Consider the following 21,465-nt stretch of genomic DNA (forward strand, 5'->3'; position numbering starts at 1 on the left):
AAAATTTTTTTGCAGAATCTGCACCGGCAAATCGGGCTTTTACATGCGTCAATATAATCATTTCATTAATTTCTCCGTTTAATATTGCTGTAAAAAAGGAATAACATACAAAAAGAGTAAAAACGGAGGACTGGAGCATGTTAATGGAACGAAAAGAAAATCATAACCAGGCCGGCTGTCAAAATGAATTTGGCGCACTTAAACGTGTACTTGTCTGTCCGCCTGCCTTTATGAAAATTGAAGAGGCAATCAATGAAACACAAAAACATTTTTTAGAAGACAACATAGACCGTGAAAAAGCAATGGAGCAGCATCGTGACTTCATCCAATTGCTTCATGAACACGGTGCAGATGTCGTTCAGCTTCCACCGCTTGCTGTGTATCCTGAACAGGTTTTCACCCGCGATATCGGATTTACAATCGGAGACACCGTATTTATCTCTACAATGGGAACTGAGATGAGAAGCGGAGAAGATAAAATTTTGAAGGAATGGCTTCAGGAATCAAAGGTGAAATTTGAAAAAATAGACGCTCCTTCCATTGAAGGGGGAGATGTGATTACAGATGGACATAAAATCTGGATCGGGATCAGCAGCAGAACAACTGAGGCTGCCGTTGAACAACTTCGAAAAAAACTTCCTGAGTATGACATCACTGCAGTTCCATTTGATTCTCAGTATCTGCACCTTGACTGTCTGTTTAACATCATTTCTTCTGAAGAAGCGCTTATCTACAGACCTGCTTTTTCTGATGAAATGATTGAAAGCTTTGCTGAACACTATGAATTAATTGATGTAACAGATGACGAACAATTCACAATGGGACCGAACGTCCTGAGTATAGGTCACGAAAAAATCATCAGTCTGCCTATGAACAAGGACATTAATAAAAAATTGAGAAGAGCAGGCTATGATGTCATTGAATGTGATATATCAGAAATTATCAAATCAGGCGGCTCTTTCAGATGCTGTACACTGCCTGTGAATCGAAGCTAAAAAAAGCCTGAGACATAAAATTGTCTCAGGCTTTTGAACGTTTCGCTGCGCTTCAGGCGGACGCTTTCCAGACGGAGGTTGCTGAGCCTCCTCACCTTCGGTTGCGGGGTCTCAGCTTCCCTCTAAACGTCCCGGAGTCGCCGCCTTACACTCCGCTGCACTTAGATGCCAATAAAAAGGAGTTTTATACATCAAAATACTCCTAAATATTAATTCTTATCTTCTTCGTTTTTGTCTTCATCATCTTTCTTACGGTCTACTGTACCTTCTTCAAACATATCCTGCATTTTTTCTTCTGCATCATTCTTATTATTTTGTTCTTTCTTATTATCTTTATCTGCCATCTCTATCATCTCCTTAAATCTGTATAGTATGTATTCTTCCCGCCTGACAATGAATTAATCATTTTAGTAAGAGGATTTTATTTTCGGAGAATGCTTTTCTATTACTAGCTTAACTGATGATTGGAGGGGAGAGCGGAGATTCCCGGCCCAGGAAGGGACAGGTGAGACCCTGCAGGCGAAGCCGAGGAGGCTCACCGCCCGGGGGCAGGAAAGCGCAGCACTCCCCGGAAATCATCAGCGAATATTTAAGGTCATACTGTACTAATCAAAAATACCTGAAAGTTCTGTCAATAATTGATTTACCTTTTGAAAACGTATACAATACATCCATATTTAAGTACAAACAAAGGGGATGTAAGGGATGCATGTACCATTAATTTTGACAGACTTTCTGGATCGGGCAGTTACGCTTTACGGGGACAAAACAGCTGTAATTGATGGAGAAAGAGAACTTACTTATAAAGAAGTTGAGAAAAGAGTAAACAGACTTTCACGCGGTTTAAGAAGTTTCGATATTAAAAAAGGGGAAAAAGTCGCTTATTTAACACCAAACTCTCTTGAAATGTACGAAGGTTTTTATGGCATTTATCAGACAGGGGCCATTATGACCTCGTTAAATACACGTCTCAGACCGGATGATTATCTTTTTATTTTGAATCACAGTGAAAGTAAAGTATTGTTTGCAGACGCAGAGTTGTACAAGCTGGTAGAACCAATCCGGGATAAACTCGAGAGTGTTCACACGATTGTCGTACAGGGAGGGGCTGCTGAAGGGTGTATTGACTATGAGGAGTGGCTGATGACATTTTCAGACGAACCTTTTGACAGGGAGCCGCTTGAAGAGAATGATATCGCCTCGCTTTTATATACTAGTGGAACTACCGGGGATCCAAAAGGTGTTTTATTATCACACCGCTCAAATTATCTGCATGCTTTGTCTACCATGCATCACTTGCGTGTGAGTGACCGTGATACGCTGCTGCATGTGCTGCCGATGTTTCATGTGAACGGCTGGGGATCGCCTTTTTACTATACGGCAAATGGTGCAACACAGGTCATGCAGCGCAAAGTTGATCCGAAGCAAATGCTTGAACGCATTCAAAAGCATAAAGTGACAATTATGCATATGGCACCAACTGTTCTGAATATGGTGCTGCAGGAATCGCAGCATACTAAATCCATATTTGATCACCCGCTCAGAATCGTGATTGCCGGTTCAGCTCCGCCGCCTGCATTTATCAGAAAGGTGGAAGAAGAACTTGGCTGGGAGTTCATTCATGTGTATGGGATGACAGAAATCTCTCCACTTGTGACAACCTCGCAGCCGCGCGTTAATACACCAGTGGAGGATGAAAGTGCTTATGCAAGACTGAAAGCCAAAACGGGGTATGAGCTGATTGGCACAAAGGTCCGTGTGTTTGATGAGAATGGTGATGAAGTCGCACATGACGGGAAAACCATTGGGGAAATTGCCGTCCGTTCAAATAATGTGATGGAAGGCTATTATAAAAATTCCGAGGCGACATCAGCTACGATTCGTGATGGCTGGCTGTATACAGGTGATATGGCTGTGATTGATGAACAGGGCTATATGGAAATTGTGGATCGTAAGAAAGATGTAATTATCAGCGGCGGAGAGAATATTTCTTCCATCGAAGTTGAAGCTGCACTATATGATCATCCCGATATTATGGAAGCGGCAGTCATTGCCGTTCCGCATGAAAAATGGGGTGAAGTGCCACACGCGGTGGTGGTGAAGCGGCCGGGTACTGAACTGACTGAAGAAGACATTGTGGCATTTGCCAATGAAAAGCTTGCCCGATTTAAGATTCCTAAGAGCTTCAGCTTTGCAGATGAGCTGCCAAAGACCGCTTCGGGTAAAATTCAGAAGGTGGTGCTGAGGAAGGAGTTTTGGAAGGGGAAGGAAGGGAAGATGATTAATTAATGAGAACCCCCGCTGAGCTAGGCCTCAGCGGGGGTTCTGCATCTATACTCTGTCCAGCTCCAGCAGGCAGGTCCTCGAGTCATAAGCCACGGAGCTGACCAAGCGCCTTTCGCTTTTCTATGCTTCTTGAGCCTGAATCTGCAGATTGATTTTAATATCTTCCCCAACAAGAACCCCGCCAGTTTCAAGTGTCTGGTTCCATGTGAGGCCGTAGTTTTTGCGGTTGATTTTGCCGTCTGCTGTGAAGCCGACTTTTTGGTTGCCCCATGGATCCTGACCTGAACCTTCGTATTCTACTTTGAAAGTTTCCTGACGTGTCACGTCTTTGATTGTTACGTCACCAGTCATTTCATACTCATCTTCGCCGACCTTTTTCACATCAGTAGAACGGAATGTGATTTCAGGGTATGTTTCAACTTCGAAGAAATCCGCCGAGCGTAAGTGGTTGTCACGGTCCTGGCTGCGTGTATCAATGCTGTTTACTTTGATTGAAAAGCTTACGTCTGCACCAGTCAGGTCCTGTGGATCAGCTGAAACTTCTGCACCGAATTCATGGAAAGTTCCTTTTACCTTAGAAATCATCATGTGCTTAACTGAAAAGTCCACGCTTGAGTGCGCTGTATCGACTGCCCATTTTTTTGCTGTTGTGTTTGTCATAATAAAATTCCTCCTTATTTAGAGTTACTTTTTGTAACTCGGTTGTTATTTGTAATTAGTTTATCTTGAATTCGAGATAAAGTCAACAATTTATTTTTTATTTTTTTCAACTTTTATTTTATTGGAAAAAGGGCGGTAAACAGCATGATCTGAAAAATTTGAAGAATTTTAGCAAATTGTCTCATTTAGAGTGAAATTAAGGAAAAAAGGGTAGTACAATAGATAAGGAAAGGGGAATGCATCGATGAAAAAAGATCAATCTGAAAACAAACCATCGTCCAACTCTCCTTCTAAAGACTTTAGCGAAAGAAAAAAGGTTTTAACCCCATTCAGGTTCCTGCTGATCGTTGCGATGGTCAGTGTATTATCTTTAGGAACCGTATATGGTTATGAGACGTGGACTAATAACAGTGTAACAGAGTGGAAATCGGCAGGAGAAAACGCTGCTTTTTATAAAAACTGGAATGAAGCTGAGCAGAAGTTGGCAAGAGCAGCCAATGCACGTCCTGAATATCAATCTTTACGAGATAGCTTGAGAGCAGTCAGACAGGCGGAAGCTTTTCACAAGCAGGTAACAAAGCTTGAGCAGCAGGTCGAAAATGGAGAATACAGTCAGGTTCAGGAAGAAATAGAAAACCTGGCGTTAAAAATGAAAGAAGAAAACAATGAGCTGCTATTTGCTGAACAGCAGCGCCTGATTGATATAAAAGAAAAAGCATTATTACTTTCAATAAAAGAAGACTTAAATGAGCAGTTGTCAATACAATCACTGGCAGGTAAGCTGCTTGAAGTAAGTGAAATTGATGAGCCGGGAGCGTCAGATCTTGAAGCAAAAATTACCGATCAGATCGCTTCTTTGACGATGAAGGATGCTGCTGCAGAGTTAGAGCTGTATCACTTTTCTGAAGCGTTAAATATCATTGAAATCGGACTTGGTTATGCACCGGAAAATAAGCAGCTGCAATCATTTGAAGAAGAAATTAAGGCACAGAGAAATGCTTATCAGGAAGAGGAGTATAACAGGCTTGCTGAAGCGATGGAAGAAGCTAAAAGGCAGGATCAATTTAACCGGACTGAAGCTGTCAGTGTTGAAGACTGGGAAGTAACAACAGATGAGTTTACGATCAAGTTGACAGGTGAAGTGAAAAATAACGGCTCACGCCCGATCAGCTGGATTGAAATTTCCTGGAGCGTCTTTGATGAAGATGGGAATACAGTGGCTGAAAGTCTCACCGTTGCAGACCCTGAATATCTGCTGCCTGAGGGCACTGGTGTTTTTAAAGATGAAATTGAAGTAAGTGAATCCTATGAAAAAATAGAAATCGAGTCCATTACATGGTATTTGGAATAGGGGTGAACGATGAATAAAAAATGGACTGCAAGCCTTTTAGCGTCAGTCATAATCATTGGATTGACGCTATGGGGCGGAGTAGTGATTAAACAATATATAGCTGATTCTCTTCCTCAGGAGCCTTCTTATCTGCAAACCGGTACGTTAAATGAAGATGAAGAAGCGTTTCTCAGTGATCTTTCAATGACCAGGGAAGAAGCGCTTTTTGAAGCGCAGCAAAAAGTCATTCAGATTGAAACGCCAATTGGCTCGATCGGTTCAGGTTTTATCTATAATACTGAAGGTGCAATTGTAACCAATGCCCATGTTGTAGCGAACGCATCTGAAGTAACAGTTATTACTGCGGACTCAGCCCGTTATACAGGGTATGTCACAGGCATCAGTGAAACGGTTGATGTAGCACTTATTCAGGTCGATGAGCTTGCAGGCAGAGAACCGATGGAACTTGAAACAGAAAAAGAAGCGAGATTGCTTGATCAGGTGCTCGCACTTGGAAGTCCGCTTGGTTTTCAGAATACAGTCACGTCAGGTGTCATTGATGGGACGGACCGCTCATTTGTGATTGAGCCGTTTAAATATGAAAACATTGATCAGTTCACTGCAGCCATTTCTCCGGGAAATAGCGGGGGACCACTGTTGAATGCAGACTCCATGAAAGTCATCGGTTTGAATTCTGCAGAAGAGCCTGATCAGAATCTCGGATACAGCATTCCGATAGCAGATGTGACGGATCTGATTGAAGGGTGGATTGCAGAGCCGATGGAAGAGTTGCCGTCTTTTGAACAATATGCGGACCAGCCTGCTGATGCAGTCACACCTACGATGGAAGAACAGGCGTTGTATATTGCGCAGTACTACTTATCAAGTATTGAGTTCGGTGATTTTGTAACAGCATATTCTCTATTAAGTGTATCCGTTCAGGAAGAATATACATTTGCAGAATTTAAGGATCAATTTCAAAACCTGTTGTCTATTTCTTTAAAGTCATCAGAGGCTTTTGTCGTGTCAGGTGATGTGGAGGTAAGGGCTTCAGTTGAAAAGGAAGAGTTAGTCAATAACAAGCCTGAATCTACACTATTTGACTATCGTTTTCTAATTACAGAGGAAAATGGAGAATTTAAAATCAAGAGGCTGGAATCATCTGAGGAAGCATCTTAAAGATCCCGAGCAAAAAGCCGGAACAATTAGACTTGTCCCGGCTTTTTCCTATGGTTGTTTTCCTATTATGTCCAACTCCAGCGCCTAGACCCTCGAGTCATAAGTCAATCTGAGAAAATGGGTAAGGTCGCCCATTTCTCTCAAGTCGCCTTATGCTTGTCGGGTCTGAACAAGGTGCTTCCGCTTTTCTATTTTGTCCAGCTCCAGGCGCTAGCTCCTCGGATCATAAGCCACGTATCGGTAAACGGGGAAAACCACCCGTTTTCCGATACGCGTCTTATGTCTGTCGGAGCTGATCAAGCGCCTTCCGCTTTTCCTATTTCGCCATCCACTCATCAGCCCAGTTCTGTATCTGATCTAAAATCGGGGTAAGTGACTCACCCTTTTCCGATAATCTATATTCAATCCGTACAGGTGTCTCGGGATATACTTCCCTAACAACCAGCCCGTGTTCTTCAAGTTCCTTCAGACGTTCAGTTAAGATCTTGTTGCTGATATGAGGGATCGGCTCTGCAATTTCCGAAAAGCGTTTCGGACCATCAGCAAGCACGCGTATGATCACGCCATTCCAGCGTTTGCCCAAAATCTGAAAAGCCTGTTCGAACTTCGGGCATAATGACATCGCAGCCATTTGTTTCCCTCCTTTGTATTTGATAGTCTGTCCATTATACAGCAGGATAGAGGCAGGCGTCACCTGTCATGATTGTAGAGACTCATAGATCAACACGTGTGCAAAAGCCGCTTCAAGGATAGGCGTATCCACTCCGTGGTCTTTTGCTTTCTCAAGCAGCCAGCCCTGCAAGTGGGTGGTTTCGGTCTCCAGCCCTTTTTCCATATCGCGGAGCATAGATGATTTCATTTCTTCTTTCATCTCAAGCATTTTTTGCATCTGCATATCAGGAAGCCCGTCAGCAATGGGAGCGTCAATCGCTTTCATCACTGATGAAATTTCGTTTAATAACCTTTCGAGGGTCTGTTTTGCTGCCGGTATATTCACTGTAGGACCAACTGGTGATCTCATCAGTGAGGTGATTCCGGACATTGCAGTAATGAAGGAATATTTATGCCACATATCCTGCATGATTTTTTCACTGAGTGTAAATCCGGCGTTAGCCCCTTCAAACACACTGTTAAGCTTCATGATCCGGTCAGATATTGAGCCATCTCTTTCTCCGTATACAAGATCATGAATGGGACTTGACTGAATCACATGTCCTTCTTCGTTTAAAGTTGTTTCAATGAAGCAGAGTCCACCGATGACGCGGTCACCAAACACCGCAATCAGCGGTTCCATATGAGCGATTCCATTTAAAAGAGGAAGAATGAAAGTGGATTCATCAGCAAATGGCTGAATATCTTTTATCACTTCTTCAAGGTGGTAAGCCTTTGTGGTGATGATAATGGCATCATAAGTCTGGTCACGATCCTCTTTTGTCATCAGCCGGGGACTCCCTTTATAGTTCCCGTGAGGGCTTTCAATTACAAGACCAGTCTTTTCGAGCTGCTGCTTTCTTTTCTCCCGTACTAAAAATGTAACGTCCTGACCTTTTTCCATCAGTCTTCCACCGAAATAACCGCCGATACCGCCAGCGCCTGCAATTAAAACGTTCATTATGTATGCCTCCTTTAATCATTATTTCTCTAGCATACTCTATTTTGAAACCGTTTTCTAAAACGTGCGCTCATTTTACTGAATATTGTAAAAAGTTTCTTTTCAATTAGGAGTTTACTCACTATAATAATGTTGTCGGCTTTTATACATATGGGGGGATTACAGAATGAATGGGGAAGGGAAAGGATTTAAGACGGAGAAAAAACTTTCAGGACTATTAAGCAGGATATTTTTAGTATCAGCTGGATTGATGCTGATTAATATGGCCGCACAGGTTCTGATGTATGGGGTGCCGGAACTGACACTGATGAATGTCCTGTATAACACACAATTTTTACTGCTGGTGATACCGGCTGTGTATTACAGACTGTCAGATGAAGCAAAGTATTTTAAAGATTTGTCTGTGTTGGCAACTTTACTGCTGGCATTTATCTTTTATGCGAATGCATGGGTAAATGTACCGTATTTCTGGTTTGTACCACTTGGTATTGCAGCAGTATATGCTGATGCATTGCTCATGAAGCGGTCACTGATTGCAACTGCTTTTATGCTTGCAATTGCCCAATTTGTTCATCTTTATTTTGCAGAGCCAATGGTTGTGGAAACTTCTATGGAATATGCGATTCTGACAGGTGCTTATCACATTGTCCAATATGTACCAATCGCGGTTATCTTATTATATGCTGTAAAAAGAGCCAGTATAAAAAATGAGCAGAGTGTTGAGCTTCAGGATCAGTTAAAGTCTGTATTAGTGAATGTTGAAACCACGGCAGATCGCCTGGATCAAATGGTCAAGCAGCTGACCACACAACTTGCCGACTCTACAGGATCTGTTACGGCAGTCAGTAGACAGCTTGAAATGATGGAAGAAGCATCATCAAAATATAAACAATCATCTGCAGCGGCAGAAGAAAACGTATCAGGAATTGTTACACAGGTAGCGGATGTTTCCAGCAGATCTGAAGAAATGAATAAACTGACGGATGAAGTGATCCTTGCTGCAGAGGAAAATAAAGAGAATTTAAAGTCAACGATCAGGCAGATGGAACAGGTGCATCAGCAGTCAAGTCACTCAGCTGAGACGGTACAGATCCTGGATGAAAAAACAAATGAAATTGATGCAGCGTTGAACCAGATTACCGGGATTGCTGAACAGACAAATTTACTTGCTTTGAATGCTTCGATTGAAGCTGCAAGAGCAGGAGAGCATGGAAAAGGGTTTGCAATTGTAGCGGAAGAGGTCAGAAAGCTTGCCGAGCAATCTGCTTCAGTTTCAGTTAATATTCGTGATGTTGTGAGTGAAATTTCATCAGCAAAAGAAGAAGTTGCTGCTTCACTTGAAGAAACCAGAAGTAAAATGGATGGAAGTATGCATGCAATCAACCAGACATCTGAGGTTTTTGAAGTATTAATCAAAAAGCAGGAAGAATTAAAACAACAGTTCAGACTGATTCTTGAAGCAGCAAGGCTGTCGTCTGAGGGTGGCACAGCTGTACAGGAGAAGATGGAAATGATGCAGCAGCACGCAGCAGATAATGATCATGGCATTGAAGATATTGTACACGCAGTCCATGAGCTCGAAACCACATTTGACGAAATTGCCCAATTTGCCTATGCGGTAAAAGACCAGGCCGGGCACCTGACTGAAGACCTGAAAAAAACATGATGAAACCTTTTGGAGATTTTTACGTCTATTAGATGCAGAGGGAATTTCTGCTGAACTGAAAACAAAAGGAGAATGTAGATGATGAAACAGTTTATAACTGTACTACTCGCGATACTATTAATCATACCGGCATTTGGAACGGCAAGTGCTTCAGATCATAATACAGATGAAGGAATCGATGAACGATTCGGCCTTCCAATTCTTGTGCTTGGAGGAAATTTGGATGACAATCAAAAGCAGGAAGTAAGAGATATGCTTGGGGTAACGGATCCTGAATCTGTAGAAGAAGTGGTTGTCACTGGTGAAGACCTTGTTAGATATATTGATGGTGAAGACAGCAGAGCACGTATGTTTTCTTCAGCAAAAATTACGCGTGAAGATGAAGGACACGGGCTGATCATCGAAAGAGTAAACCCTGAAAATATCACCCAGGTGACAGACACGATGTATGCGAACGCATTACTGACAGCCGGAATTGAAAATGCAACGGTTGAAATTGCGTCACCTGTAAAAGTTAGTGGGCACTCTGCGCTTACGGGAATTTATAAAGCGTATGAAGTAAGCGGTGAGCAGCTTGACACAGCACGTCTTGAAGTGGCAAATGATGAATTGAACCTGGCAACTGACCTGGCAGAAGAGGAAGGCATTGACCAGGAAAAAGTAAGTGAACTGCTTGCTGAAATTAAAAAGGCAATCTCAGAGCAGAATCCTGCAACACGTGAAGATGTTGAGCAGATTATTAATGAACAGCTTTCAAATCTGGAAATAAATCTGAGTGAAGAAGATCGTCAGCGACTGACAGATCTGTTCAATCAGATGAGGGATTTAAATATTAACTTTGATAATGTTTCCGAACAGCTGAATGACCTCTCAACAGCGATTCAGGACCGCCTGAGCGACGTCGTAAATGATGAAGGGTTTTGGCAGAGTGTCAGAGACTTTTTCCAGGGATTAATTGATGCGATTTCCGATCTGTTTGGTGGAGGAAATGACAGCGAACCAATTGATGAATCTTAATAAAGAACAAAAACTGCCGGAGCGATCTGGCAGTTTTTTCGTTGTACAGACAGATGCTGGTAATAATTATTCGATATTATAAATAAATATAAAATTATTTGAATAAAACAAATTTTTTAGATTTAAATATTTCATATGTGTAAAATGAGATCGTGAACGTTATAAAATCAATTAAAACAGCGTTTTATCACAATCCTGATAAAGTGGATATGAATTAAAAAATATCAATTAATTTAATGCAAATTTATTCAATTTGACGAAAAAGTGACGAATAGGTATTGAAATCTTGCTGTAACATCGTATAATAAGTCTTATCAAAATTCAGAAAACTAAATATATTAGAAAAATAAAAGATCGTGTAATTTTTTGAGGGGGATCACAATGAAGACACAGGAGAAGGTACTGGATGTAAAAGGTCTCCGCGTTTCGTTTTTTACAGACGAGGGAGAAGTACCTGCAGTCGATGATATAGACTTTTACGTCCGGGAAGGTGAAGTGCTTGGCATTGTAGGAGAGTCGGGCTGCGGGAAGAGTGTTACTTCACTTTCGGTAATGGGACTGATTCCAAATCCGCCGGGGAAAATTATCGGTGGTGAAATTAAATTAAATGGTGAAGAGCTGACAACAGCTTCAAAAAAAAGAATGCGACAGATTAGAGGAAATGATGTTGCAATGATTTTTCAGGAGCCAATGACCTCTCTGAATCCGCTATTTACAATCGGCAACCAGCTGATGGATGCGATGCGTATACATAAAATGGGAAATAAGCAACAGGCAAAACAGCGTTCAATTGAAATGCTTAAACTTGTTGGACTGCCAAGAGCAGAAGAACTGATGAATGATTACCCTCACCAGTTATCAGGAGGGATGCGTCAGCGTGTCATGATTGCAATGGCGATGGTCTGTAACCCTAGGCTGCTGATTGCCGATGAGCCTACAACCGCGCTTGATGTAACCATTCAGGCTCAGATTCTGAAACTGATGAAGGATCTGAACGAAAAAATGAATACAGCAATAATGATGATTACGCATGATCTTGGCGTTGTTGCTGAGACGTGTGAAAGGATCGTCGTGATGTATGCCGGCAAGGTAGTAGAAACCGGTCCTGCAGTCGAAATTTTTAAAGATCCGCAGCATCCTTATACAAGAGGACTGATACAGTCAGTGCCTGATATGCGCTATAAGAAGCAGCGCCTGTATTCAATTCCGGGTAATGTACCAAAACCGGGATCGATCAAACAGGGATGCCGCTTTGCAGATCGCTGTGAATTCGCATTTGACCGCTGCAGACAGGAAGATCCTCCTTTATACAATACAGCAGAGGGACATTCGACAAGATGTTTCCTATTTGATGAAAAGGAGGAAGTCGTTCATGACAACAGAAACACTATTAAAAGTTGAAAATCTTAAAAAACATTTTCCGATCCGGGGCGGCGTCCTTGGAAAAGAAATCGGGTCTGTAAAAGCCGTAGAGGGTGTCTCCTTTGAAGTGAAAAAAGGAGAGACGCTCGGAATTGTTGGCGAATCCGGCTGCGGTAAATCGACAACCGGCCGTATGCTGCTGAGACTGATTGAACCAACTGACGGCAAAGTTTACTTTGAAGGGCAGGATGTGACAAAGCTCAGCACTGGAGACATGAGAAAGCTGAGAAGAGATATGCAAATGGTTTTTCAGGATCCTTTTGCATCATTAAATCCGCGTCATACGGTTGAAAAAATTCTTGAAGAGCCACTTAAGGTTCATGGAATTGGCACGCCAAAAGAACGCAAACAGAAAGTGCGTGAACTTTTGGAGATTGTCGGACTGAGCAGTTATCATGCAAAGCGTTATCCACACCAATTCAGTGGCGGTCAACGCCAAAGAATCGGGATTGCGCGTGCATTAATGACCCAGCCTAAGTTAATTATCGCAGATGAACCAGTATCAGCACTTGATGTATCGATTCAGTCACAAGTACTGAACCTGATGCAGGATCTGCAAAAAGAATTTCAGCTAACGTATATCGTGATCGCTCATGATCTCGGTGTCGTTCGCCATATAAGTGATCGTGTAGGCGTGATGTATCTTGGCCGTATGGCTGAGCTGACAGACAGTGAGAAACTGTATGACAAACCGCTTCACCCATATACACAGGCACTATTATCAGCGGTTCCGATTCCGGATCCTCTGTATGAAAAAGATGCAGTCGTTCTTGAAGGGGACATTCCGAGTCCATCTAATCCACCTTCCGGCTGCGCATTCCACACAAGATGTCCTTTTAAAATGGATGTCTGCTCACAAAAGATCCCTGAACTCAGGGAGCATGAACCTGGACATTACGTTGCCTGCCATTTATATACAGAAGAAGGCAGTGCAGCGGGTCAAAATAAACAATTACTTGAGGAGGGAAAGCATGAATAAGAAAGCTTGGTTATTATTTTTTGTATTATTACTTACAGTATCAACGGCTTTGTTTGGATGCTCGAGCGATGATGGTTCATCGGAAGACGGCGGTTCAGGCAATGATGGCGGCAGCGATGCAGCTGAAGAAACAGATGGGGAAACACAAGACACATTGGTATTTGGACGCGGGGGCGACTCTGTAGCGCTTGATCCGATTACAGTTACTGATGGTGAGTCATTCAAAGTAACAAAGAACATCTTTGAAACACTTGTAGAATTCGGAGAGCAGGACACTGAAATCAATCCTGGTCTTGCTGAAGAGTGGGAAGTTTCTGAAGATGGATTAACTTACACATTTATGCTGCGCGATGGCGTTACATTCCACGATGGAGAAGCATTTAACGCAGATGCAGTTGTAGCAAACTTTGACCGCTGGGCAAATGGTACAGAAGATAAGTTTTACTACTACAAGTCAATGTTCGGTGGATTTGGTGATGAAGAAGGACACGTAATTGATTCAGTAACAGCAGTAGATGAGTCAACTGTTGAAATCACACTGAAGCGTCCACAGGCACCGTTCCTTAAGAACATTGCGATGAGTCCATTCGCAATCGTTTCTCCAAAAGCAATCTCTGAAATGAGTGAAGATGAGCTTGCAGAAAATCCTGTAGGTACAGGACCATTCAAGTTTGTTGAGTGGAGAAGAAATGAGCGTATTGTTCTTGAGAAAAACGAAGACTACTGGAATGCTGAATATCCAAAAGTAAATCAGGTTATTTTCCGTTCAATTCCTGAAAACTCTGCACGTCTTAACGCACTTATGAGCGGTGAGATTGATCTTGCAGACGGTATTAATCCAAGTGATGCGGCACAGATCGAAGGAGATGACAGCCTTCAGCTGTTTGAACGTCCTTCAATGAACGTTGGCTACCTTGGTCTTACATCTACTCGTGAGCCATTTGATGATCCAAAAGTACGTCAGGCGATGAACCACGCAATTGACCGTCAGGCAATTGTTGATGCATTCTTCGAAGGACGCGCTGAAGTAGCGAAAAACCCAATGCCACCGGTAATTGCCGGCTACAATGATGATATCGAAGGTTATGAGTATGATCCTGAAAGAGCAAAAGAGCTTCTTGAAGAAGCAGGACTTGGCGACGGATTTGACATGGAGCTTTGGGCAATGCCTGTTCCACGTCCATATATGCCGGACGGTCAGAAGGTAGCTGAAGCAATTCAGAGTAACCTTGCTGATGTTGGTATCAACGCTGAAATCGTAACGTATGAGTGGGCTACTTATCTTGAGAAAGCTCGTATGGGAGAAGCAGATGCATTCCTACTTGGCTGGACTGGAGATAACGGTGATGCTGATAACTTCCTTTATGTTCTTCTTGATCAGGATAATATCGGAAGCAACAACTACACTTACTACGAAAACCAGGAAGTACACGACCTGTTGATTGAAGCACAGTCTGAAACTGACGAAGAAACTCGTAATCAGCTTTACATGGAAGCACAGGAGCTGATCCATGAGGATGCACCATGGGTACCGCTTGCTCACTCTACGCCTCTAATGGCTGGTAAAGCAAACCTTCAGGGCTTCATGCCTCACCCAACTGGTTCTGACTGGTTACACACTGTTTCATTTGAATAATTAAGCAATACCTTTTTAAGGGGAAGGTGAACATTCGCCTTTCCCTTTTCTTTGTTTTTGTGCAGTATTCAAATTCGCTTTACATACTAAAAAACATCACGTTGAACTTTGAGAGGTGAGTGAATATGCTCCAGTACATTATCAGACGTCTACTGCAGCTAATTCCTGTATTGCTTGGAATGACATTTATCGTCTTCCTGATTATCCGGGCAATTCCCGGAGATCCTGCACTTGTCATTTTGGGACAGCAGGCAACTGAAGATGCCGTAGCGGCACTCAGAGAATCTCTGGGACTGGATAACCCATGGTACGTTCAGTACTTTCAATACCTTGGAAACTTAATGACTGGTGATCTGGGTGAATCCATCCGGACAAGAACACCGGTAAATGAAGAAATCTGGCCTTATCTGGCTACTACTTTTGAGCTTTCAATCTTTGCGATCTTCATTGCCGTGATTGTTGGTGTAAATGCTGGGATTATCTCTGCATGGTTCCAAAATTCATGGTTCGACTACACAGCAATGGTACTGGCACTTGTTGGGGTATCGATGCCAATCTTCTGGCTTGGTCTGATGATGCAGTACCAGTTTTCATTGCAGTGGGACTGGTTCCCGACAACCGGGCGTGAAGATGTTCGTAATCCGGTTAACGCGATCACGAACCTTTATTTAATCGATACATTAATTCAGGGTCGCTTTGATCAATTTGTTGATGTATTGAAACATTTAGTGATGCCTGGGCTTGCACTTGCAACGATCCCGATGGCCATTATTGCCCGCATGACCCGCTCAAGCATGCTTGAAGTCATGAAATCTGATTATATTCGTACAGCGCGTGCGAAGGGTGAGAAAATGTTTTGGGTTGTTTACAAGCACTCTTTAAAAAATGCTGTAATTCCTGTCCTGACAGTTATCGGTTTGCAGACGGGGCTACTACTTGGAGGAGCGATCCTGACTGAAACGATTTTCGGACTACCGGGAGTCGGACGATATATCTACGAAGGAATCTCATCACGTGATTATCCTGTCATTCAGTCCGGTATCTTAATTGTTGCCTTTATCTTCGTCATGATCAATCTGATTGTTGATATTCTTTATTCAATCATTGATCCGCGGATTCGTTATAACTAGAGAATGTTAGACAGGAGAGGAGTGACCGTATATGGGTGAACCGGCACAAAAACTGGAACCGGCTAATAAATCGCCTCAGGAGGAAACGATTTCTCCCTGGAAAGAGGCCTGGAGAAAGTTCAGGAAAAATAAAATTGCACTGGTAGGGACCAGTATTGTTTTTTTCTTTATATTAGTTGCGATCTTTGCACCGCTGATTGCACCGCAGGGTATTAATGAGCAGGACCTGCCAAACAGACTGCAGCCACCTTCCTCAGATTTCTGGTTTGGTACGGATGACTTTGGCCGTGATATCTTTTCGCGTGTGGTATATGGTGCAAGGCTGTCTCTGACAGTAGGATTTCTTGCAGTAGTAGGATCAGCAATTGTCGGCAGTATGCTTGGCATCATTGCAGGCTATTATGGTAAATGGGTAGATACAATTATTTCACGCCTATTTGATATCATGCTTGCATTCCCAAGTATTCTATTAGCGATTGCCGTTGTATCAATTCTTGGACCTTCACTGCGTAACGCTTTAATTGCGATTGCCATTATTAATATCCCGAACTTTGGACGCTTAATCAGGTCCCGTGTATTAAGTGTAAAAGAAGAAGAGTATATTATGGCAGCAAAAGCAATCGGTATGAGTGACCGGCGGATTTTATTTTCACACGTACTGCCTAACTCAATGACACCGATCATTGTTCAGGGCTCACTTGCTGTTGCAACTGCAATACTTGAAGCCGCAGCACTTGGATTCCTGGGGCTTGGTGCACAGATTCCTGAGCCTGAGTGGGGCGCCATGCTTGCCGCATCAAGAGCATTGCTCGTACAGGCACCATGGACACTGTTCTTCCCGGGGCTTGCGATTATGCTTGCAGTACTTGGGTTTAACTTAATGGGAGACGGGTTGCGTGATGCACTCGATCCAAAAATGAAGACATAATAAAATTCCGCCGGAGTCCCCGGCGGAATTTTTTCATACACGCTTATTTTTAAGCAAATCCCTGATTTCAGTCAGCAGTTCTGTCTGTGGATCAACCACTGGTGCAGCTGCTTCTTTAGCCTCTTCTTTACGCTTAAAGCGGTTAATCAGTTTGACGAACAGGAAGATCGCAAAAGCGACAATAATAAAATCAATGACTGCCTGAATAAAGATGCCATAAGTTACCTCGGCATTTCCTACAGTGACGGCAAGTGCTGAAAAGTTAACGCCGCCCAGGATAATTCCAACAATCGGCATAATAATATTCTCTACAAGTGCAGTTACGATTTTTCCGAAAGCGGCGCCGAGTACCACAGCGATCGCAAGTTCAAGTACATTCCCCCGCATGGCAAACTCTCTGAATTCTTTCATCATACTTCGCATATTCTATTCACCTGCCTTTTTCTGCTTATTATATACCAATTGACTAATAGAGTGATAGACAAAGAAAAAACCGGCTGAACAATCAGCCGGTAACAGAAAAGAGTTCTTCCTGTTGTTTAATATATTCAATTGTACGATCATTAAATTCCTGAGGCTGGTCAATATTGCAGACGTGCCCGGACTTGCGGATCGTCACGTAACTTAATGAAGGATCCTTTTTGACAAGCGCTTCAACCGGCGCCCTGAAAAGGTAATCTTCCTGTCCCATCACAAAGAAAGTAGGAACGCCTTTATGATCAAGCTGTAACTTTGCCAGGTAAGGGTTAATCATTTTAGTGAGTGAAAACCACTTGATGAATTCCTTCTGGCACATTTTTTTTGCTGAGTTCACAAAAGCCAGACGTGATTCCTCATGATCTCTGTTCGGCATGATGATCCATGCAAACAGCTTGTAAAGCAGCATATAAGGAATAAAACGCTTTGTCGTACGTCCAACCCACAGCAGGAACTTGGTACGGATATCGAGCTGGATAATCGCACCGCACAACGTCTGGGAGCGTACATACTGCGTATACTCGCTTGTGATTGTCTGAACCACGATTGTTCCAAGTGAAATGCCGATAAAGTGAGAATGCTTAATTCCTTCCTGATCGAGTACATCAATCACTTCTCTGGCAATATCTTTAAAGGTATCTCCTTTTCTCCAGCGGCCGCGCTCAGACTGACCGTGTCCGCGAAGGTCAATAACAAGGACATTAAAATGTTTTCTATATTCTTTAATTTGCTTAAACCATATGCTTGAACTGCCTCCCGCACCGTGAATAAATGTCACCCATGGGAGGGACTGTTGTCTAAAATACGTTCGATAATGAAGCAAAGGGGCAACTCCTTTACAAACTTTTTCTTTTATAATCTAAACACACTATGAGTATCTTAATCAACCATTAAGAGGTTTCAAAATAGTAGTGTTTGTGCAGACTGCACCCCGGATTAAAGGCTGATTCGCAGGAAGGACAGCTTGAATCTGACTCCAGATATTCCTGAATGGTCAGCTCCGTTCCACATTTACCGCATAGAATTGCTTTTTCGCTAAAGTGTTCTGTTGGCCACACCTGTCTATTGCCACAGCCGCTCTCATCGTGACAGTTTACACATGGGAAGTATCTGCCGCAGCAATAAAATTTGATTGCTATAATATCTTTCTCGCTATGATAATGAGCACACCTTGTCTGTGGATCAACGATTGCACCATATACTTTTAGGCCGTGAATAAAATGTGTCGAATTCATGTTTTTCACCTCGATGACTTTAGCTTACCATAAGCCGCGTTTAATTTTTACAGGCTTCATGGAAGTTAGGGAGTGTTTGTCTTTTATAGAGTGACAGAGGACGTGAAGGCATTGCGTTCAGCGTTGATTGAATTGACTGGATGGATGAAGGGAATCTTTATCAAAGTGAAGAAAATAGGCACTGCGGTCCGACTGCTGAAGGAAATAATGTCGATTTTGAAGGAATCAATTCAGGATTGAGTGAATCAGCAGGCGATCTGAGGGTAATTATTCTCAAATTGAAGGGTTTTCTTATGAATATCAACAAAGCCAATTACTCAAAAAGGTGATATGATAGCGTTAACAAAAATTCAGAAGGTGATCTTATGCTTGTACTTGCCATGCTGGAACGTCTGGGGATTATCGTAACGGTTGCTTTTCTGTTGACGAGACTGCCGTTCTTTAGAAGACTATTTGACGCGCAGATGCAGATTAATGTCAGACAGAGGATTCTTTTAGTCATTGTATTTGGCTGTTTTGGGATTATTGGGACATATACCGGTATTGTCGTTAACCCTGTTGATGACTCTTTGAACAGGTGGACCACTGTGTTAAATGAAGATGAGGCGCTCGCTAACTCCAGAGTGCTCGGCGTTGTGGTTGCCGGGTTGCTCGGCGGCTGGCGGATTGGTGTGGGTGCCGGGATGATTGCAGGGGTTCACCGCTTTTTCCTTGGCGGCTTTACAGGGTTAGCGTGTGGACTTGCAACGATTGTAGCAGGTGCAATGGCAGGTATAATCTCTAAGAAACAAAAGAAAACAAGAATTGTCTCACCGCAAATTGCATTTATCGTAGGGGCTTCCGCGGAGGCTGTTCAGATGTTTATCATCCTCGGGGTTGCGCGCCCATTTGATCTGGCGCTCTCTCTTGTACAGGATATCGGTCTGCCGATGATTATCGCCAATGGCATTGGAACAGCGTTATTTGTTCTTATTATACGCAGTGTTATTCAGGAAGAAGAACGGATGGGTGCTGTGCAGTCCCAAAAAGCGCTTAGAATCGCAAATCTGACGCTGACACATATGAGAAAAGGATTAACACCTGTTTCAGCAGGAGAGGTCTGTGCCATTTTGTATAAGGAAATTCCGTCTTTAGCCGTTGCGATTACAGATCGTCATAAGATTCTGTCACATATTGGCAATGGTCTTGACCATCATGGGTCAGGTGAAGAAATCCGGACGGAAGCAACTAAATATGTGATTGCTTCTGGTCAGGGTATAACAGTTGGAAAAGAATCGATTCAGTGTGAAAATCCGGAATGTATGCTGCAGGCTGCAGTGATTGCTCCGCTGAAAAGAAAAGACCAGACCATTGGTACGCTGAAAGTCTATTTCTCTTCGGAGCGTATCATTTCTCCTATTATGCTTGAATTGATCACTGGATTATCAACCCTTCTCAGCCATCAGCTTGAAATTGCAGATGGTGAGAAGCACCGTGAACTTGCAAGGGAATCAGAAATTAAAATGCTACAGGCACAGGTCAGCCCACATTTTTTATTTAATGCACTGAACACGATCGTATCATTGATCAGGACAAACCCGGATCACGCGAGAAAGCTCTTAATCTCCCTTTCCGCCTTTTTCAGACAGAACTTAGCAGGGACAACAAGGAAAGTCTCTACATTAAGTGAAGAAGTGGAGCATGTAAAATCCTATTTATCCATTGAAGAAGCAAGGTTTTATGACCGGCTGGATGTAACCTATGAAATTGAAGACGACGCACTGATGGCTTCAGTCCCGCCACTTACACTTCAGCCGCTTGTTGAAAATGCAGTGAAGCATGGACTAAAGGGGAAAAGTGAGAATGGAAGGCTGGTTGTAAGAGCCGGTAAAGAAGGAGAAAGAATCAGAATTGAGGTTGAAGACAACGGAGAAGGCATTGATCAGGAGCGGATCGCCTCTTTGCTTGAAAGCCCGGTCACTTCAGAAAAAGGCACAGGCATTGGTCTATATAACCTGAATGAACGCCTGGTTAAAATGATAGATGAACAATCGAAGCTTACGATACAATCCGGAACAGGGGAAGGGACTGCCATCAGCTTTTCTGTCCCATGTCCAAGTGTAAAGCGTCTTGAAGAGGTGATGTAGATGGAGATACGTGCAGTGATAATTGATGATGAGCCGCTGAGCAGACAGGAATTACGTCACCTGTTAACTGAACATCCTGATATTCAAGTAATAGGTGAAGCACCTTCTGCAGAAAAAGCAATGGAGATCATCCTGACAAAGGAACCGGACGTGTTGTTTTTAGATATTGAAATGACGGGTATGAATGGAGTCGAGCTTGCAGAAACACTTCAGCGTATGAAAAAACCGCCGGCGATCATTTTTGCCACGGCCTATCCGGACTATGCGGTGAGAGCCTTCCGCGTGGAAGCTGTTGACTATCTGTTAAAACCGTTTGACGAAAACCAGCTAGCACAGGCAGTCAACAGGTTGAAAATAAGGCTGCAGCCTCCTGATACAAAGCCGGCTTCTGCAGGCAGGCTGCCTGTGCAGAGTGAGGACCGGATCATATATCTGGAGCCGAAAGAATTACTATACGTATACAGGGAAGGGCGAGATACTTTTCTTGTAAGCGAAAAAGGAATATATCCTACAAAGACATCTCTGAAGGAGCTCGAAGCGAAGTTGAAGCACTACTCGTTTTTCCGCGTTCATAAGGGTTATCTCGTCAATATCAAAAAAGTGGAAGAACTCGTTTCCTGGAGTACCAATGTATTTGAATTAAAAGTAAGAAATAGCGAGAAACTGATTCCAGTCAGTAGAAATTACGTAAAAGAGTTACGTGAAACGCTTGAACTGTGAAGAATCTCTTCATACAGTTCAGGCGTTTTATTTTACTTTTCAATCTGGAAATATGGCACGTTAACCG

At 42.9% G+C, this 21,465-nt stretch carries 21 protein-coding genes; 14 read left to right on the forward strand and 7 right to left on the reverse strand.

The window, feature by feature from the left end; genetic code table 11:
• Positions 1-137: 137 nt before the first annotated feature.
• Entirely contained in the window at positions 138-995 is an 858-nt protein-coding gene (locus ACH6CZ_RS13045) for a dimethylarginine dimethylaminohydrolase family protein (protein ID WP_374097905.1), read from the forward strand.
• A gap of 209 nt (positions 996-1,204) precedes the next feature.
• On the opposite strand, the gene ACH6CZ_RS13050 is transcribed toward ACH6CZ_RS13045, so the two are convergent.
• On the reverse strand, positions 1,205-1,339 hold the full coding sequence (locus ACH6CZ_RS13050; RefSeq protein ID WP_374097906.1) for a hypothetical protein: 135 nt from the start codon (positions 1,337-1,339) through the stop codon (positions 1,205-1,207).
• Positions 1,340-1,700: 361 nt separating this feature from the next.
• Here ACH6CZ_RS13050 and ACH6CZ_RS13055 point away from each other — a divergent pair, with 361 nt between their 5' ends.
• Complete coding sequence (locus ACH6CZ_RS13055) at positions 1,701-3,284, forward strand: long-chain-fatty-acid--CoA ligase (RefSeq protein WP_374097907.1); 1,584 nt, start codon at positions 1,701-1,703, stop codon at positions 3,282-3,284.
• A gap of 117 nt (positions 3,285-3,401) precedes the next feature.
• Here the strand turns inward: ACH6CZ_RS13055 and ACH6CZ_RS13060 are convergent, their stop codons facing one another.
• Positions 3,402-3,941 carry a YceI family protein gene (locus ACH6CZ_RS13060; RefSeq protein ID WP_374097908.1) on the reverse strand — a complete coding sequence of 180 codons (540 nt, stop codon included), beginning with the start codon at positions 3,939-3,941 and terminating at the stop codon, positions 3,402-3,404.
• A 244-nt stretch (positions 3,942-4,185) separates the two neighbouring features.
• Between ACH6CZ_RS13060 and ACH6CZ_RS13065 the strand changes: the two genes are divergently transcribed.
• Together ACH6CZ_RS13065 and ACH6CZ_RS13070 are read left to right on the forward strand one after the other, a co-directional pair.
• The gene (locus ACH6CZ_RS13065; protein WP_374097909.1) at positions 4,186-5,292 is read left to right on the forward strand and encodes an FxLYD domain-containing protein; all 1,107 of its coding nucleotides are present in this window, start codon (positions 4,186-4,188) and stop codon (positions 5,290-5,292) included.
• A gap of 9 nt (positions 5,293-5,301) precedes the next feature.
• Positions 5,302-6,450, forward strand: a complete 1,149-nt coding sequence (locus ACH6CZ_RS13070) for a S1C family serine protease (protein ID WP_374097910.1) — start codon at positions 5,302-5,304, stop codon at positions 6,448-6,450.
• Between the two features lie 316 nt (positions 6,451-6,766).
• Here ACH6CZ_RS13070 and ACH6CZ_RS13075 read toward each other — a convergent pair whose 3' ends face one another.
• Together ACH6CZ_RS13075 and ACH6CZ_RS13080 are read right to left on the reverse strand one after the other, a co-directional pair.
• On the reverse strand, positions 6,767-7,081 hold the full coding sequence (locus ACH6CZ_RS13075) for a winged helix-turn-helix transcriptional regulator (RefSeq protein WP_374097911.1): 315 nt from the start codon (positions 7,079-7,081) through the stop codon (positions 6,767-6,769).
• A gap of 66 nt (positions 7,082-7,147) precedes the next feature.
• Positions 7,148-8,062: a ketopantoate reductase family protein gene (locus ACH6CZ_RS13080; RefSeq protein ID WP_374097912.1), complete on the reverse strand. Its 915-nt coding sequence runs from the start codon at positions 8,060-8,062 to the stop codon at positions 7,148-7,150.
• Positions 8,063-8,228: 166 nt separating this feature from the next.
• On the opposite strand from ACH6CZ_RS13080, the gene ACH6CZ_RS13085 reads away from it, so the two are divergent.
• From ACH6CZ_RS13085 to ACH6CZ_RS13115, 7 genes are all read left to right on the forward strand, one after another.
• Positions 8,229-9,728, forward strand: coding sequence for a methyl-accepting chemotaxis protein (locus ACH6CZ_RS13085; protein WP_374097913.1), 1,500 nt, complete (start codon positions 8,229-8,231; stop codon positions 9,726-9,728).
• 81 nt (positions 9,729-9,809) lie between these two features.
• Entirely contained in the window at positions 9,810-10,745 is a 936-nt protein-coding gene (locus tag ACH6CZ_RS13090; RefSeq protein WP_374097914.1) for a DUF1002 domain-containing protein, read from the forward strand.
• A 381-nt stretch (positions 10,746-11,126) separates the two neighbouring features.
• Positions 11,127-12,146 (forward strand): ABC transporter ATP-binding protein, encoded by a 1,020-nt coding sequence (locus ACH6CZ_RS13095; RefSeq protein ID WP_374097915.1) that lies wholly within the window; start codon positions 11,127-11,129, stop codon positions 12,144-12,146.
• Entirely contained in the window at positions 12,118-13,146 is a 1,029-nt protein-coding gene (locus tag ACH6CZ_RS13100; RefSeq protein WP_374097916.1) for an ABC transporter ATP-binding protein, read from the forward strand. Before ACH6CZ_RS13095 ends, ACH6CZ_RS13100 begins: the two co-directional genes overlap by 29 nt.
• On the forward strand, positions 13,139-14,782 hold the full coding sequence (locus ACH6CZ_RS13105; protein WP_374097917.1) for an ABC transporter substrate-binding protein: 1,644 nt from the start codon (positions 13,139-13,141) through the stop codon (positions 14,780-14,782). The genes ACH6CZ_RS13100 and ACH6CZ_RS13105 overlap by 8 nt, the downstream gene beginning before the upstream one ends.
• 125 nt (positions 14,783-14,907) lie before the next feature.
• The gene (locus ACH6CZ_RS13110) at positions 14,908-15,912 is read left to right on the forward strand and encodes an ABC transporter permease (protein WP_374097918.1); all 1,005 of its coding nucleotides are present in this window, start codon (positions 14,908-14,910) and stop codon (positions 15,910-15,912) included.
• Between the two features lie 31 nt (positions 15,913-15,943).
• Positions 15,944-16,840 (forward strand): ABC transporter permease, encoded by an 897-nt coding sequence (locus tag ACH6CZ_RS13115; protein WP_374097919.1) that lies wholly within the window; start codon positions 15,944-15,946, stop codon positions 16,838-16,840.
• A 33-nt stretch (positions 16,841-16,873) separates the two neighbouring features.
• Here the strand turns inward: ACH6CZ_RS13115 and mscL are convergent, their stop codons facing one another.
• The 3 genes from mscL to ACH6CZ_RS13130 all read right to left on the reverse strand — a co-directional run bounded on the left by mscL (position 16,874) and on the right by ACH6CZ_RS13130 (position 18,552).
• A complete protein-coding gene (gene mscL, locus ACH6CZ_RS13120; protein ID WP_374098006.1) occupies positions 16,874-17,254 on the reverse strand; it encodes a large-conductance mechanosensitive channel protein MscL in 381 nt (126 codons plus the stop codon).
• A gap of 91 nt (positions 17,255-17,345) precedes the next feature.
• Positions 17,346-18,140, reverse strand: a complete 795-nt coding sequence (locus tag ACH6CZ_RS13125) for an alpha/beta fold hydrolase (RefSeq protein ID WP_374097920.1) — start codon at positions 18,138-18,140, stop codon at positions 17,346-17,348.
• A 67-nt stretch (positions 18,141-18,207) separates the two neighbouring features.
• On the reverse strand, positions 18,208-18,552 hold the full coding sequence (locus ACH6CZ_RS13130) for a CHY zinc finger protein (protein ID WP_374097921.1): 345 nt from the start codon (positions 18,550-18,552) through the stop codon (positions 18,208-18,210).
• Positions 18,553-18,624: 72 nt separating this feature from the next.
• On the opposite strand from ACH6CZ_RS13130, the gene ACH6CZ_RS13135 reads away from it, so the two are divergent.
• From ACH6CZ_RS13135 to ACH6CZ_RS13145, 3 genes are all read left to right on the forward strand, one after another.
• Positions 18,625-18,792: a hypothetical protein gene (locus tag ACH6CZ_RS13135; RefSeq protein WP_374097922.1), complete on the forward strand. Its 168-nt coding sequence runs from the start codon at positions 18,625-18,627 to the stop codon at positions 18,790-18,792.
• A gap of 125 nt (positions 18,793-18,917) precedes the next feature.
• Positions 18,918-20,678, forward strand: a complete 1,761-nt coding sequence (locus tag ACH6CZ_RS13140; protein WP_374097923.1) for a LytS/YhcK type 5TM receptor domain-containing protein — start codon at positions 18,918-18,920, stop codon at positions 20,676-20,678.
• Entirely contained in the window at positions 20,679-21,398 is a 720-nt protein-coding gene (locus ACH6CZ_RS13145) for a LytR/AlgR family response regulator transcription factor (protein ID WP_374097924.1), read from the forward strand. It begins immediately after the preceding gene.
• Positions 21,399-21,465: the final 67 nt, after the last annotated feature.

Source organism: Jeotgalibacillus sp. JSM ZJ347 (assembly GCF_044383825.1).
In the GTDB taxonomy this organism is placed as follows: Bacteria; Bacillota; Bacilli; order Bacillales; family Jeotgalibacillaceae; genus Jeotgalibacillus.